The sequence below is a fragment of the Nocardia fodinahabitans genome, from assembly GCF_052983615.1.
Window position 1 is genome coordinate 1775072 of sequence record NZ_JBRJJC010000001.1, and the last position, 12922, is coordinate 1787993.

Sequence of the window (12922 nt, forward strand, 5' to 3'; positions counted from 1 at the left end):
AGCCGCCGCGCTCGTGCGGTCGACAGCCGGCGCGGGCCCGAACACCTGCCATTGCGGTCACCCGGCCCGCGCCGGAATCAGGACAGACGTGCGGCGCCGGCCAAACCGTCGGGTGCCGGGGTACGCGCGACCGGACCCAGGTCGACCGGCATGTGCTCGAAACCGTGCAGGGTGAACAGGTTTCGCCGCACCGGCGTACCGCGCAGCCGCAGGTTCGGGTAGCGGGCGTAGAGGGCGCGCAGCGCGTGCACGGCTTCCATCCGGGCCAGGCTGGCGCCGAGGCAGGCGTGGATGCCGCTGCTGAAGGCGACGTGTTCGCGCAGGTTCGGTCGGTCGATGTCGAAGCGGTGCGGGTCGGCGAAGACGGCGGGGTCACGGTTGGCGCCCGCCAGCGACAGGATGACGGTGCTCCCCTCTCGCACCGTGACGCCGTCGATCTCGACGTCCTCGAGCGCTTGCCGCGCGGTGGTCTGCACCGGCGGGTCGAAGCGCAGCGTCTCCTCCACCACATCGGACCAGCGGTCGGGATCGGCTTGGGCCAGCGCCAGCTGGTCGGGATCGGCCGACAGCGCCGCGATCGCGTTGCCGATCAGATTCACCGTGGTCTCGAAACCGGCGCCCATCAGCAGGCTCGCGCCCGCCTGCAGTTCGCGCAGGTCCAGGTCGCCGGAGCGGACCAGGGTCGAGAGGATGTCCTCGCCGGGGTCGCGGCGCAGCTGGGCGATGTGGGCGGCCAGGTAGTCGTCCATCGATTCGATCGCGGCCATCGCGCCCCGGTAGGTGCGCCACGAGATACCGATGTCGAGCAGCGGCGTCACCCGGTCGCCCCAGCGCAGGAACAGGTCGCGGTCGGCGGCGGGGAAGCCGAGCATGTCGGCGATGATCGCGATCGGCACCCTGGCGGCGAAATCGGTGATCAGGTCGACCGACCCGTGCGCGGGCATCGCGTCGAGCAGTTCGGCGGTGACCACCTCCACCCGATCCCGCAGCCGGGCGATGGCGCGCGGGGTGAACGCCGAGGCCACCGGCTTGCGCATCCTGGTGTGCTCGGGCGGATCGAGGACCAGCATCGACGGCGGCTCGACCGGGTTGGGCGGCACGGTGACCAGCGCGGCCAGCTTGCGCCACGGTCCCGGCAGGTCGCCGCCGAGCGCCTGCCGGACGCCGAATCGGGTGTCGCGCAGGATGGCCCGGACCTGGGCGTGATCGAAGGCCGCGTAGGACAGCGGGGTCCGGAGCAGTCCGCCGGGCGCGCGCAGTTCGTCGATCAGCGGGTAGGGGTCGTGCAGGCCGCGCTGTCCGCTGAGCAGGATGGCGAACGGGTCGCCCTTGCGCACCTGCCAGCGCAGGACCGCCCGTGGCGCTCCGTGCTCGGCTGACCACCGCAACCAGTACTGCGCGTTCATCGCCACCCCTGCCGCTCTGCCGAATGGATGACTCCACCGTACGGACTTCGGGCAGCGAGCGGAACGTGTTCCAGTCGGAGATCGACCTATACCTGGGTAGGAGACGCGGCGCGGGTCAGCGCCGGACCGTCACCCGCTCGGTGGTGGCCTTGTGCTCCACGGCGGCCGGATCGGGGTTGACGACCTGCACCAGCGAGGCACCGGCGTACAGCACCGCGAGGTAGCCGTCGACCAGCTCGGTCACGGTCTCCCACGGCGCGCTCGACAGCACCCGGTCGCCTGCGGAGATACCCTGCAGCGCCGCCGACTTCTTGGCCTCGGCGAGCACCTCGCCGACCGAGAGTCCGTCGAGTGCGGCCCGGAATCCGCCCGGCAGGAACTGGTCGCCGTGCACGCGCACCGCGGACGCGAAATCGGTGACGCCGACCGGCACGTCACGCACCGGGGTGCCCATCGCGTCCAGTGACAGCACCGCCACCTCGTCGACCCCGTCGGCGTCGTCGAGCCGGTCGGGGGTGACCAGCGCGAGGTCGGCGTCGGGATCGGGGGTGAGCACCACCTCGGTGCCTGCCCACCAGCAGCCCAGCAGCACCGCCGCTGTCTGCCAGTGCGCCGGCAGCAGCACCGCGACCCTGGCGCCGGGGCTGAGCGCGAACTCGTCGCGCAGCAGATTGGCGGTCTTGGCGGCCCAGTTGGCCAGCGTCAGGCCCGACAGCTCGATGCGGGCGCCGGTGGCGTCGTCGTACCAGGTGACGCGCGGACCGGCCGGGTCGCGTTCGAGAATCGGGTCGAGCAGGGCATCGGTGAGGGTCGAGTTCGGCTCACGCATGGGTCAGTTCACGCATTTCGGTCCGTTCTGGCCTGCGTCGATCGGCGGGGCTGGCGGTACTGGCGTCGCGGTCGCCGAGGATGTTCCGTCGAAATCGAACATGCCTGCCGCGGCCGAGCCCGGACCAGAGTAGTCGCTCGCCAGCACCACGCTCACGGTATCCGCCGACAGTGACGGATCCGCGATCACGGTGAGACCGCCCAGTGCCTCGGCCACCGCCGCGGCCTTCGGATCCTCGGCGTCCACGGCGAGCACCCGGCTCGAACTCACGCTGCCACCGGAGTAATTGCCCACCAGGCCCTCGCGGAAACCCTTGCCGGTCAACGCCGACGACACCTTGGCGGCCAGCCCGGCCTTACCGCCCGCGTTGAACACGCTGACGGTCACCGTCGACGGGTCGAGCTTCGGCTTGTCCTCGCCGCCCTTCTTCTCCTCGCCCACGAGCCCCGCGACGTAATCCTGCACCGCCTTCGGCTCGACCCGGACCACCGATTCGCCCGCCGAGGTCATGCTGTTGAGGTCGGCGACCGGGATGGTCTCGAATTCCACCTTGCCGCCGGAGAGATCCTTGAGCTGCTGCAGGAAGGCCAGCACGTCCCAGTCCTCGTCGAGGACCACCGTGCGCCCGACCGCCTCGCTGATCTCGCCGAGCTTGCCCGGATTCGCCAGGATCTTGGCATTGAGCAGCTGGCCGACCAGCTGGGCCATGAACACCTGCTGACGCACGATGCGATCGATGTCACCGCGCGGCAGTCCGTGCCGCTGGCGCACGAAGCTCAGCGCCTGCTGACCGTCCAGGCGCTGCTGCCCGGCCGGGAAGTCCGCGCCCGACATCCATTCGTCCACCGCGTTGTTCAGGCACACCTCGACCCCACCCACGGCATCGGTGAGCAGCACGAAGCCGAGCAGGCTGACCTCGGCGTAGTGGTCGACGGTGATGCCGGTGAGCGAGGCCACCGACTTGATCAGCGCCTGCCTGCCCGACTTGGTCGAGTCGCGTTCGGCGTCGGCTTCGGAACGGCCCTCGGCCAGCAGCTCGGCGCGTTCGGTCTCCTTGGTGGAGCCGTAGGCGGAGTTGATCTTGCCCTTGCCCTGGCCGGGAATGTCGACGTAGGAGTCGCGCGGGATCGAGATCGCGGTGGCGGAGCGGCCGTCGTTGGGCACCCGGACCAGCACGATGGTGTCGGTGTTGGTGCCCACCTCGTCGCCGGCGTGCAGCATCGCGCGCTCGGCGGAGGTCAGCGGGTTGCCATGCGCGTCGGTGCGGCTGTCGACGCCGACGAGCAGGATGTCGACCGCGCCGTCGCGGCCGCCGCCGAGTCCGAGGCCGCCGATCCGATCGATATTGGCGATCAGATTGTCGACGCTGCGCCACGCGAATCCGGTGAGGGCGAGCACCAGCACCGCCGAGATCGCCACCATCACCTTCACCGGGCCGACGGCACCGGTCTGCGTGGCGACCGTGGGTGGTCGTGTCGACTCTCGCACTCGTGATCCTCTCGACGAACTCCGCGCCCGGCTCCGAATCGCCCCCCGGCAAACCCCGCCATCTCCTATGCCTGGGCTCGTCCACCGACACCGGCCATCACAGGCTAACCAACAGTTACCACAGTCGCGCCGAACCGCAGGTGTTCCGGCGTGCCAGACTGGCCGCGTGAACCCCGATTTCCCCGTCCCCTCCCGGCTGATCGTAACCGGAGCGCGCGGCCTGCTGGGGCGAGAGATCCTGCGGCTCGCGCCCGCGTCCTCGGGCTACGGCAGAGCCGAGCTCGACATCACCGATCGCGCGGCCGTCGACGCCGTCCTCAGCCCGGGCGCGGTGTTGCTCAACTGCGCCGCCTACACCGCGGTCGACGCCGCCGAGACCGACCGCGACGCCGCCTTCGCCGCCAATGCCACCGGACCCGCCGTCCTGGCCGCCGCCTGCGCCGCGGCGGGCGCGCGGCTGATCCACGTCTCCACCGACTACGTCTTCCCCGGCACCGCGCGCACGCCCTACGAACCCGGCGACCCCACCGGGCCCGCGACGGTCTACGGCCGGTCGAAGCTGGCGGGCGAGCAGGCCGTGCGGGAACTGAGCCCGGACGCGCAGGTCGTGCGCACCGCCTGGGTGTACTCCGGTGTCGAGGGGGATTTCGTCGCGACCATGCGCAGGCTGGAGCGCGAACGCGACACCGTCACCGTGGTCGACGACCAGCTCGGTTCCCCCACCAGCGCCGCCGATCTCGCGGCCGCGCTGCTCGAGTTGAGTACCCGGCCCGACGCACCGCGGGTGCTGCACGCCACCAACTCCGGCACCGCCACCTGGTTCGATCTCGCCGTCGCCGTCTTCACCGAGGTCGGGGCGGATCCGGCGCGGGTGCTGCCGTGTGATTCGAGCGCGTTCCCCAGACCCGCACCGCGACCGGCCTATTCGGTGCTGTCCCCCGCGGCGTGGGACGCGGCGGGTCTCACCCCGTTGCGGCCTTGGCGTTCCGCACTAGCCGACGCACTCCGGCGCGTGTCCGACTAGGCTGCCCAGTCGTGAACGCAGCCGATTCCGTGGCCCCCGCGGGCCTTGCCGTCGTCACGGTGACTTATTCACCGGGCGAGCACCTCGAGCACTTCATCACCACCCTGGCCGACGCCACCAGCGAGAAGCCGCAGGTGATCCTGGCCGACAACGGCTCGACCGACGGCGTGCCCGAGCTCGTCGCCGAGGCCAACTCGCACGTACGGCTGCTGCGGACCGGCGGCAACATCGGCTACGGCGGTGCCATCAACCGGGCCGTCGCCGAGATCGACCCGTCGATCGAGTTCGTGATCCTGGCCAACCCGGACATCCGGTGGGGCGTCGATTCCATCGACAAGATGCTCGCGGCCGCCCAGCGCTGGCCGCGCGCCGGCGCCATCGGTCCGATGGTCCGTGAGCCCGACGGCAGCGTCTACCCGTCCGCGCGCCGCGTCCCCGGCCTCGCCGACGGCGCGGGCCACGCCATCCTGGGCACGATCTGGCCGAAGAACCCTTGGTCGGTGCGGTACCGGCAGGAGAACGAGGAGATCTCCGAGCGGGTGGTCGGCTGGCTGTCCGGCTCCTGCCTGCTGGTGCGCCGGGCCGCGTTCGACACCATCGACGGCTTCGACTCGCGCTACTTCATGTACATGGAGGACGTGGATTTCGGTGACCGCATGGGCAGGGCGGGCTGGCACAATGTATTCGTCCCCGACGCCGAGGTGACCCACGCCAAGGGCCACGCCGCGGGCAAGCACCCCGAACTCATGCTGCCCGCCCACCACGCGAGTGCCTACCGCTTCCAGGCCGACCGGCATCCGCACTGGTGGCAGGCGCCGTTGCGAGGCGCGCTGCGCGCCGGACTTGCGGTTCGCTGCCGGATTGCGGTTCGATCGGCGCTGCGCGAGAAAGCGCGAACCGGCGCCTGAGTAGGCGGCGGTCCACTGTGAACAGGGGAAACTCGATGGCAGGCAACTCAGGCACCGACGCGGTCATCCTCGTCGGCGGACAGGGCACGCGGCTGCGTCCGCTCACCCTCTCGGCGCCCAAGCCGATGCTGCCGACGGCCGGGCTGCCGTTCCTGACCCACCTGCTGGCCCGCATCGCCGAGGCCGGGATCACCCACGTGGTGCTGGGCACCTCGTTCAAGGCCGAGGTGTTCGAAGAGCACTTCGGTGACGGCTCCGACCTGGGGCTCGAGCTCGAGTACGTCACCGAGACCGAGCCGCTGGGCACCGGCGGCGGTATCCGCAACGTGCTGCCCAAGCTGCGCGCGGACAACGTGATGGTGTTCAACGGCGACGTCCTGGGCGGCACCGATCTGGGCGCGATCCTCGACACCCACGAGTCGACCAACGCCGACGTCACCCTGCACCTGGTCCGGGTCAGCGACCCGCGGGCCTTCGGCTGCGTGCCGACCGACGCCGACGGCCGGGTCACCGCGTTCCTGGAGAAGACCCAGGATCCGCCGACCGACCAGATCAACGCGGGTTGCTACGTGTTCCGCCGCGAGTACATCGAGAAGATCCCGACCGGTCGTCCGGTCTCGGTCGAGCGCGAGGTCTTCCCCGCGCTGCTGGCCGAGGGCGCGCGGGTGCAGGGCCACGTCGACGCCTCCTACTGGCGCGATATGGGCACCCCGGAGGACTTCGTGCGCGGCTCGGCCGACCTGGTCCGCGGCATCGCCCCCTCGCCCGCGCTGCCGGGTCAGCGAGGCGAGTCGCTGGTGCATCCCGGTGCGGGTGTCGCCCCTGGCGCGCTGCTCATCGGCGGCACCGTGGTCGGCCGTGGCGCCGAGATCGGTGCCGGTGCCCGTCTGGACGGCGCGGTCATCTTCGACGGCGCGGTCGTCGAAGCGGGCGCGACCGTCGAACGCTCCATCATCGGCTTCGGCGCCCGGATCGGTCCGCGCGCCCTGGTCCGGGACGGCGTGATCGGCGACGGCGCCAACATCGGCGCCCGCTGCGAACTCCTGCGCGGGGCCAGGGTGTGGCCGGGCGTGGAGATCCCCGACGGCGGCATCCGCTTCTCCACCGACGTCTGACAGATCGTTGGGAGGCCGCTGCCGGATGTCCGGTGGCGGCCTTTCTGCCGGTGGCGCCCGGTTGCGCGGGGTGATGCAGGTTCTGCGGCTGAGCGCGGCTAGCTGAAGCCGACCGCCTGGTCGCCCCAGGCGGTGTGCAGGTCGGCGTCGGGGTTGTCGACGACGCGGTCGATGGTGTCGATGAGCAGGGTGGTCCGAGCCGAGGGCCGGTAGTGGGGCCAGTGCTTGGAGCCGTCCAGCGCCGCGGGCACACCGTGTTCGACGAAGGCGAGCCAGCGACGCTGCATGCGGCCCGAGACCGCGACCGAGGCCTTGCGGCCGCCGAGCCAGAAGGTCGGATCGTGGTTGAGCGTGCCGAAATTCCCGAAGACATACGGCAACTCGGTGGCGTGCCCGGCGCCCACGCGCGCGGCCTTCAGCATCGGGGTCGCGTAGTCGAAGCGGTACATCCAGGTCGGCGAGTGCCGGGCGTGCCCTTCGGCGACCCAGGCGGCGGGCATCCGGAACGCCGCGTCGGTCGACATGGCCAGCGCCCCACGGGTTTTCGCCAGATCGGGGTAGGCCGAGGTGATCTCGGCGATCCGCTCGGGTGACATCTCCGGATGCGAGGCCGCGACATCGCGCAGCATCGCGTTCACCGCGTCGGGCGTCACCGGCATGATCGGCGAGCGCAGCACCCGGAACAGCGAGGCCTCGTCCCGATTGGTCCCGATCAGCAGCGGTATCCGATGTGAACGCCCCTGCTGAAAACGGTCGATCGGATAGCCGGGCAGCAGCTCACCGTCGACGACCGGCGCCGCCGCGAGCCTGCCCGGTTCCTTGATCGGCACCTCGTCGAGCAGCACCGCGCCGATCTCGACGAGCCGCTCGATCGGCAGCTCCAGCAGCCGACCCGCCTCGCCGGAACCGAGTTCGAGCAGTTCCAGGTAGCGCTGCGCGACGACGGCCGCGCGCTCCTGCCCGAATACCGTGGTGGCGGGCGGACTCTGGGTGATCGCCTTGTGGAACAGCCCCGCCGCCGCCGGCGAGGTGAGCAGCGCCGTGACACAGCCCGCGCCCGAGGACTCACCGAACACGGTGACATTGCCCGGGTCGCCGCCGAACGCGGCGATGTTGTCGCGCACCCAGGCCAGCGCCGCCAGCTGATCGTGCAAGCCGAGATTCGGGGTGAACGGCTCGCCAAACGAGGACAGATCGAGGAAGCCGAGCACGCCGAGCCGGTAGTTCACCGACACGACGACCACGTCGCCCGCCTCGGCCAGCTTGCGCCCGTCGTAGATGGTCTGCGCCGCGGTGCCGAGGCAGTAGGCGCCGCCGTGCAGCCACACCATCACCGGTCGCGGGTCGTCGTCGCTCGGCTCGGGTCGCGGTGACCAGACATTGACCCACAGGCAGTCCTCGCCCATGGCCAGATCGGAGTCGACCGGCACCATCGCCCCCATCGCCTGCGGGGCGATGTCACCGAACACGACGCAATCGCGCACGCCGTCCCAGGATTGCGGCGGCCGCGGCGGCGAGAAGCGGGCCGGTCCGGCGGGTGCGGCGGCGTACGGGACGCTGCGCCATACCGCGATCGGCCCGTCCCAGGTCCCGCTGACGGTTCCGTACTCCGTGTGAGCCAGCGGTTCGGCCTCGTGAGTCCGCACGTCGGCGTCGAGATCGGACTGAATGCTCATCGCACACCTCCTAGCCGGCGCGACCCCGCGGGTGCCTGTGCATTTGCTCCCGCAGGCCGCAGCACTGGTGACTCCTTACGAGAGTACGTCCGCCCGCCCCGGTCAGCGTCCCAACGCACCATTCCCACAGGTAACAGTTACTCCGCGAAACACACCGAATCCGCTTTTCAGCGCACTGCCCGGCGGTCACGATGTGGATTCGGCCACGGCAACAGCGTCCCCACCCCCTACCCGCCGATGCCGGTCGCTACCCCGAGACCCGAGCGCGGGCATCGGCCGGCACAGCCAGCCGGTTAGCTATAAGTACGCTGACCTTCGGCGCCTGCTGATCGCGATCGCCCGCCTACACTGTGCCGATGCCGAACTACAGCTTCCGGTGCCGCTCCTGCGGCGACACGTTCGAGGTGAACCGGCCGATGGCGCAAGCGTCGGATCCGGCCGCGTGCCCGGCGGGCCACGACGACACAGTCAAACTCCTGACCACCTTCGGGACCGTCGGCCGTGGGAGCGCGCCCGCGCCGGTCGCGGCGCCGCGGCCTACCGGTGGCGGATGCTGTGGTGGCGGGGGCTGCTGCTGAGGTAGCGCTCAGTCGCGGCGGTCGACGTGGCCGAGGTCGCGGTCGGGGGCGATGCGGTCGCGCACGCGCTGCTTGAGGACGGCGATGTCGGGGAAACCGCCGTCGGCCTTGCGTTCCCACAGCTGTTCGCCGTCGAGAGTGATCCGGAAGATGCCGCCCTGACCGGGGACCAGGGCGACCTCGCCGAGGTCGGTGGCGAAGGTGGTCAGCAGCTCCTGGGCCATCCAGCTCGCGCGCAGCAGCCAGCGGCATTGGGTGCAGTACTCGATCGCGATCCTGGGCACGGGGCCAGTATCCACCAGTGGTATTTCAGGCGTGGAACGTGCCGTCGAGGTAGACCCACGCGCCGTCGACCCGGACGAAGGTGCTGTTCTCGTGCATCGCGTCGCGCACGCCGTCCACCTTGTAGTGGGCGATGAACTCGACGGTGCCGTTGTCGTCGAACGGCCCGCCGCGCTGCGTGCCGACGATCTCCAGGAACAGCCACCGCTGGGCCGGGTCGAGCTCGAGCTCGGCGGGCCGGGTGTTCGGATGCCAGGAACGCAGCAGGTAGTCGACGTCGCCGACGACATAGGCCGTGTAGCGCGAGCGCATGAGGGTCTCGGCGGTAGGCGCGGGCCGGGTGCCTGCCAGGATCGGTCCGCAGCAGTCGTCGAACGGTTCGCCGCGGCGGCACGGACACGGTTTCGCTTCACCCATGCCGGTCATCCTGCCGGGTCGCGACCGGCGGCGGCCACGCGGGATCAGCCGAACGGCTGGTGCGCGAGCGGGACCAGTTCCAGCGTCCGCGCGAGGTCGCCGGTCTGATCGCGCCAGCGCCGCAGATCGGTCACGCTGGGAGCCATCTCGTAGTCGAGGTGGTGGGCCGCCCGGGACAGCGCCGCCCACACTGCGCCGACCTGCCCGGCCGTCTCGGGTCCCGCGTACACCCGCAAGGCCAGCAGCTGGGCCCGCATCGGACAGCGCATGAGTTCGGGCGCGATCTGCGCCCACAGCTCGTCGACGGCCTGCTCGAGCGCGAGCCGCAGGATCCACGCGACCGCCCGCGACCACACCCCGCCGGCATCGGAGACATCGCCGGACAGCAGGTTCTCGGCGGCCTCCAGCCGTTCGGCCACCGAGGGGCGCGGGGTGAACTTCGGGCGCCGCGGCCTGCTCCGGCGGTTCATCGACGCACCACCGACGCGCCATGACGCCGAGCGCGGGGACGGCCGACCGGCCGAGTGCCGATGTCGCTGGTCACGAGCGCACCGCGGCGGGCTCGTGCGCGCGCAGCCAGGAGATGAATCGTTCGGTGTCACTGATCAATTCACGCATCGGGCGGTCGATCGGCACGTGCGCGCCCGCGGTGGCGTCGCGCAGGACACCGACCAGCCAGCGACCGCCGACCGCGCTCAGATGCTTGTTGAGGTCGTCGACGCGGGCGCGCGGGCCCATGATCGCCAGGGTGATCATGGCGCGGGTGGTGTGGGCATTGCGCACTCGCCGTTCCACTTCGGCGTGATCGAGGCCGGTGGCGAGCAGTTCCTGGCGGGCCTTGGCCAGACCCGCCGCCTCGATCGCGGAGCGGCAGCAGGTGGCGACGAGCTCGTCGGCGATGGCGGGCGGCAGCTGCGGGGTGCGCAGCAGCGAGCGGGCGTCGTCGAGGTAGCGGCGCACCGGGTCACCGGTCACCCTGACCTCGACCACGGAACGTTCCCGGCGCTGCACCTCGAGCACGGTGGCGTCGAGCTGCATGCGGCGCACCGCCTCGGCGAGGCGCTCGTCGTGGGTGAACACCACCACCTGCCGGGTGGTCGCCACCTCGGCCAGCACCCTGGCCAGGCCGTCGACCTTCGCCGGGTCCATCGCCTGCACCGGGTCGTCGATCATCACGAAGCGGAACGGGCTGTGCGACATCGTCGCTCGCGGCAGGAACAGCGACAGCCCGAGCGCGTGCAGCTCACCCTGACTCATCACGCCGAGCGCGGCACCGTCCACCTCGTCGACGGTCACATCCAGCAGGACCCGCCGGGCCGTGCCCGTGCTGCCCTGCAACCGGATCGCGCCGAGTTCCACATTGCTCTGCTGCCGCAGCGTGCTCCACACCCAGCGCGCGGTACTCTCCAGCGGGCGCATCCGTTCGCCGCGAATCGTCGCGGTCGCCGACTTGAGCCAGTCCGCCGCCTTCTTCACCACCCGCAGTTCACCCGCGTCGGCGGAGACCGCGCGGGCGGGGTCGAGCCAGGCGAGGATGCGCGGGACGAGTGGGGACCACACGGAATCGAGGCGATCGAGCTCGCCGCGGGTATCACGTTGCAGGGCAGCTAGTTCGGCGGCGAGCTCGGCATAGGTGTCCCGCAGACGCTGCGGGAACTCGTCATCGTGGTCTGCCTCGCCGAGCTCGGCCCACACCGACCAGAGATCGCGCACCACCGACGACTGCCGCCTGAGGGGACTGGCGCCACCGATCGCCGGCCCGTCACCCGACGCCGTCCCACCACCGACCAGCGCAGCCCCACTACCGGCTACGGCGGTCCCACCCGGCGCGCCGTCACCGGACTCGGCCCTGCCACCCGGCACGGCGCGGTCGCCGACAGCTCGGTCGCCAGACGTGGCCCTGTCGCCTCGCACGGCACCGTCGCCCGAGACGACCTCACCGCCGACCGCGGGCGCACGGACCACCGGTGTCGGTTGCGCGGCGCCGAGCTCGGCGGGCATGCGCGAAGTGAGCGAGCGGGCGCCCGCCACCGCCGTCTCGAACTCCGCGCGGGCCGCGCGCAGTGCGGCGAGTTGTCCGGCGCGCTGGTCGATCTCGGCATCGGCGGCGGCGAGCCAAGCGGTGTCGAGGTCGCCGCGTCCGCAGACCGGGCAGGGACAGGTGCCGCCGGCGGTGACGTGTTCGCGGGCACGGGTGAGTAGTTCGAGGACGCGTAGGTCCGACTCGGCGTCGGTGGTGGCGTAGCGCGACAGCGTGGCAGCGGCCTCGGCGAGGCGATCGACCGCCGCGGCGACCTGTGTCGCGTCCGGCAAGGAAAGGCGCAAGATCGCCCGGAGACCATCGGGTCCCTCGGGGCCGAGCACCGAACCGGCTACCGCTGCGGCCACCGCGTCGAGGTCGGGCTCGGGGACGCGCAGCAGGTCGGCGACGTGGCGGGCACGATCGTCGTCGACGTCGGCGAGTTCGGCGAGCAGGTCGGTGCGCGATTGCCGGGAATCCTTCACGGCGCGTTCGAGTTCCAGCTTGCGCAGGCGGATGTGTTCGGCGGCGGCGGCCAGTTCGTCGAGGCCGAGCAGGCGGTGCAGCGCGTCGAACAGGTCGCTCGGCTTGCCGTCGACGAGTGCGCCGAGTTCGCTGTAGGACAGGAACGGGCGGTACAGATCGAGCCGGCCGCGCCTGGCGCGCGGGTCGATCGCGACGGTGCGGTCCGTGCCGCGGCGCTCCGTCCACTGCGCCTCGCCGAGCTCGCTGCCGGGCGCCCAGTGGGTGGCGACCGTGAGCTCGGCCTGCTCGCCCGCCGTGAGCAGGTCGACCTCGATCCGGGCGAGGTCGGGTTCGTGCAGGTTGCGCCAGCCTTCGCGCCACGCGGTCGAGCGGCCGTCCCAGCGCCGGTTGCCCCCGGTCAACGCGAACTCGGCGGCCTCGGCGAAGCTGGACTTGCCGCTGCCGTTGCGCCCGACGACCAACGTCAGCCCTGGCCCTGGGTTCAAGCGAAGCATGGCCGTCGGCCCGATGCCGCGGAAGCCGTGCACGGTGATCGAGCGCAGGAATACCCCGGTGTCACCGGAATCGGGTGCGGCTCGATCACCGTCGGCCTCGGCGAGGGCTGCCAGCACGCACTCGGCGACCCGCCCCTCCACGGCGGGGTCGGCGGCGAGCTCACGCGCGACCACCTCGGCGATCCGATCCGAGCACACT

The 12922-nt window shown here is 71.4% G+C and carries 12 protein-coding genes; 4 read left to right on the forward strand and 8 right to left on the reverse strand.

Features of this window, described 5'->3' with window-relative positions:
* Positions 1–77: 77 nt before the first annotated feature.
* The 3 genes from NV348_RS08235 to NV348_RS08245 all read right to left on the reverse strand — a co-directional run bounded on the left by NV348_RS08235 (position 78) and on the right by NV348_RS08245 (position 3657).
* Positions 78–1406 carry a cytochrome P450 gene (locus NV348_RS08235; RefSeq protein WP_447146481.1) on the reverse strand — a complete coding sequence of 443 codons (1329 nt, stop codon included), beginning with the start codon at positions 1404–1406 and terminating at the stop codon, positions 78–80.
* 115 nt (positions 1407–1521) lie between these two features.
* Positions 1522–2235 carry a TIGR03089 family protein gene (locus NV348_RS08240; RefSeq protein ID WP_447146482.1) on the reverse strand — a complete coding sequence of 238 codons (714 nt, stop codon included), beginning with the start codon at positions 2233–2235 and terminating at the stop codon, positions 1522–1524.
* 3 nt (positions 2236–2238) lie between these two features.
* Positions 2239–3657: an LCP family protein gene (locus NV348_RS08245; RefSeq protein ID WP_447150980.1), complete on the reverse strand. Its 1419-nt coding sequence runs from the start codon at positions 3655–3657 to the stop codon at positions 2239–2241.
* Between the two features lie 232 nt (positions 3658–3889).
* Here NV348_RS08245 and rfbD point away from each other — a divergent pair, with 232 nt between their 5' ends.
* Genes rfbD through manB form a run of 3 tightly spaced genes read left to right on the forward strand, consistent with a single transcriptional unit; the run spans position 3890 to position 6770 of the window.
* Positions 3890–4747, forward strand: coding sequence for a dTDP-4-dehydrorhamnose reductase (rfbD, locus tag NV348_RS08250; protein WP_447146483.1), 858 nt, complete (start codon positions 3890–3892; stop codon positions 4745–4747).
* A gap of 29 nt (positions 4748–4776) precedes the next feature.
* Positions 4777–5655, forward strand: coding sequence for a glycosyltransferase family 2 protein (locus NV348_RS08255; protein ID WP_447150981.1), 879 nt, complete (start codon positions 4777–4779; stop codon positions 5653–5655).
* Positions 5656–5690: 35 nt separating this feature from the next.
* Positions 5691–6770 carry a mannose-1-phosphate guanylyltransferase gene (manB, locus tag NV348_RS08260; RefSeq protein WP_447146484.1) on the forward strand — a complete coding sequence of 360 codons (1080 nt, stop codon included), beginning with the start codon at positions 5691–5693 and terminating at the stop codon, positions 6768–6770.
* Between the two features lie 98 nt (positions 6771–6868).
* Here the strand turns inward: manB and NV348_RS08265 are convergent, their stop codons facing one another.
* Positions 6869–8446 (reverse strand): carboxylesterase/lipase family protein, encoded by a 1578-nt coding sequence (locus NV348_RS08265; RefSeq protein ID WP_447146485.1) that lies wholly within the window; start codon positions 8444–8446, stop codon positions 6869–6871.
* Positions 8447–8802: 356 nt separating this feature from the next.
* On the opposite strand from NV348_RS08265, the gene NV348_RS08270 reads away from it, so the two are divergent.
* Positions 8803–9024 carry an FmdB family zinc ribbon protein gene (locus NV348_RS08270; RefSeq protein WP_447146486.1) on the forward strand — a complete coding sequence of 74 codons (222 nt, stop codon included), beginning with the start codon at positions 8803–8805 and terminating at the stop codon, positions 9022–9024.
* An 8-nt stretch (positions 9025–9032) separates the two neighbouring features.
* Here NV348_RS08270 and NV348_RS08275 read toward each other — a convergent pair whose 3' ends face one another.
* From NV348_RS08275 to NV348_RS08290, 4 genes are all read right to left on the reverse strand, one after another.
* Positions 9033–9308: an Rdx family protein gene (locus tag NV348_RS08275; protein WP_189026555.1), complete on the reverse strand. Its 276-nt coding sequence runs from the start codon at positions 9306–9308 to the stop codon at positions 9033–9035.
* Between the two features lie 25 nt (positions 9309–9333).
* On the reverse strand, positions 9334–9732 hold the full coding sequence (locus tag NV348_RS08280; RefSeq protein ID WP_447146487.1) for a YchJ family protein: 399 nt from the start codon (positions 9730–9732) through the stop codon (positions 9334–9336).
* A 35-nt stretch (positions 9733–9767) separates the two neighbouring features.
* Entirely contained in the window at positions 9768–10193 is a 426-nt protein-coding gene (locus tag NV348_RS08285; RefSeq protein ID WP_447146488.1) for a hypothetical protein, read from the reverse strand.
* Between the two features lie 70 nt (positions 10194–10263).
* Positions 10264–12921 carry an AAA family ATPase gene (locus NV348_RS08290; protein WP_447146489.1) on the reverse strand — a complete coding sequence of 886 codons (2658 nt, stop codon included), beginning with the start codon at positions 12919–12921 and terminating at the stop codon, positions 10264–10266.
* Position 12922 lies beyond the last annotated feature (1 nt).

Coding starts and splice junctions, on each gene's coding strand:
- NV348_RS08235 (WP_447146481.1), bottom strand. CDS start 1,406: ATGAACGCGCAGTACTGGTTGCGGTGGTCAGCCGAGCACGGAGCGCCA.
- NV348_RS08240 (WP_447146482.1), bottom strand. CDS start 2,235: ATGCGTGAGCCGAACTCGACCCTCACCGATGCCCTGCTCGACCCGATT.
- NV348_RS08245 (WP_447150980.1), bottom strand. CDS start 3,657: ATGGTGGCGATCTCGGCGGTGCTGGTGCTCGCCCTCACCGGATTCGCG.
- manB (WP_447146484.1), top strand. CDS start 5,691: ATGGCAGGCAACTCAGGCACCGACGCGGTCATCCTCGTCGGCGGACAG.
- NV348_RS08265 (WP_447146485.1), bottom strand. CDS start 8,446: ATGAGCATTCAGTCCGATCTCGACGCCGACGTGCGGACTCACGAGGCC.
- NV348_RS08270 (WP_447146486.1), top strand. CDS start 8,803: ATGCCGAACTACAGCTTCCGGTGCCGCTCCTGCGGCGACACGTTCGAG.
- NV348_RS08280 (WP_447146487.1), bottom strand. CDS start 9,732: ATGACCGGCATGGGTGAAGCGAAACCGTGTCCGTGCCGCCGCGGCGAA.
- NV348_RS08285 (WP_447146488.1), bottom strand. CDS start 10,193: ATGAACCGCCGGAGCAGGCCGCGGCGCCCGAAGTTCACCCCGCGCCCC.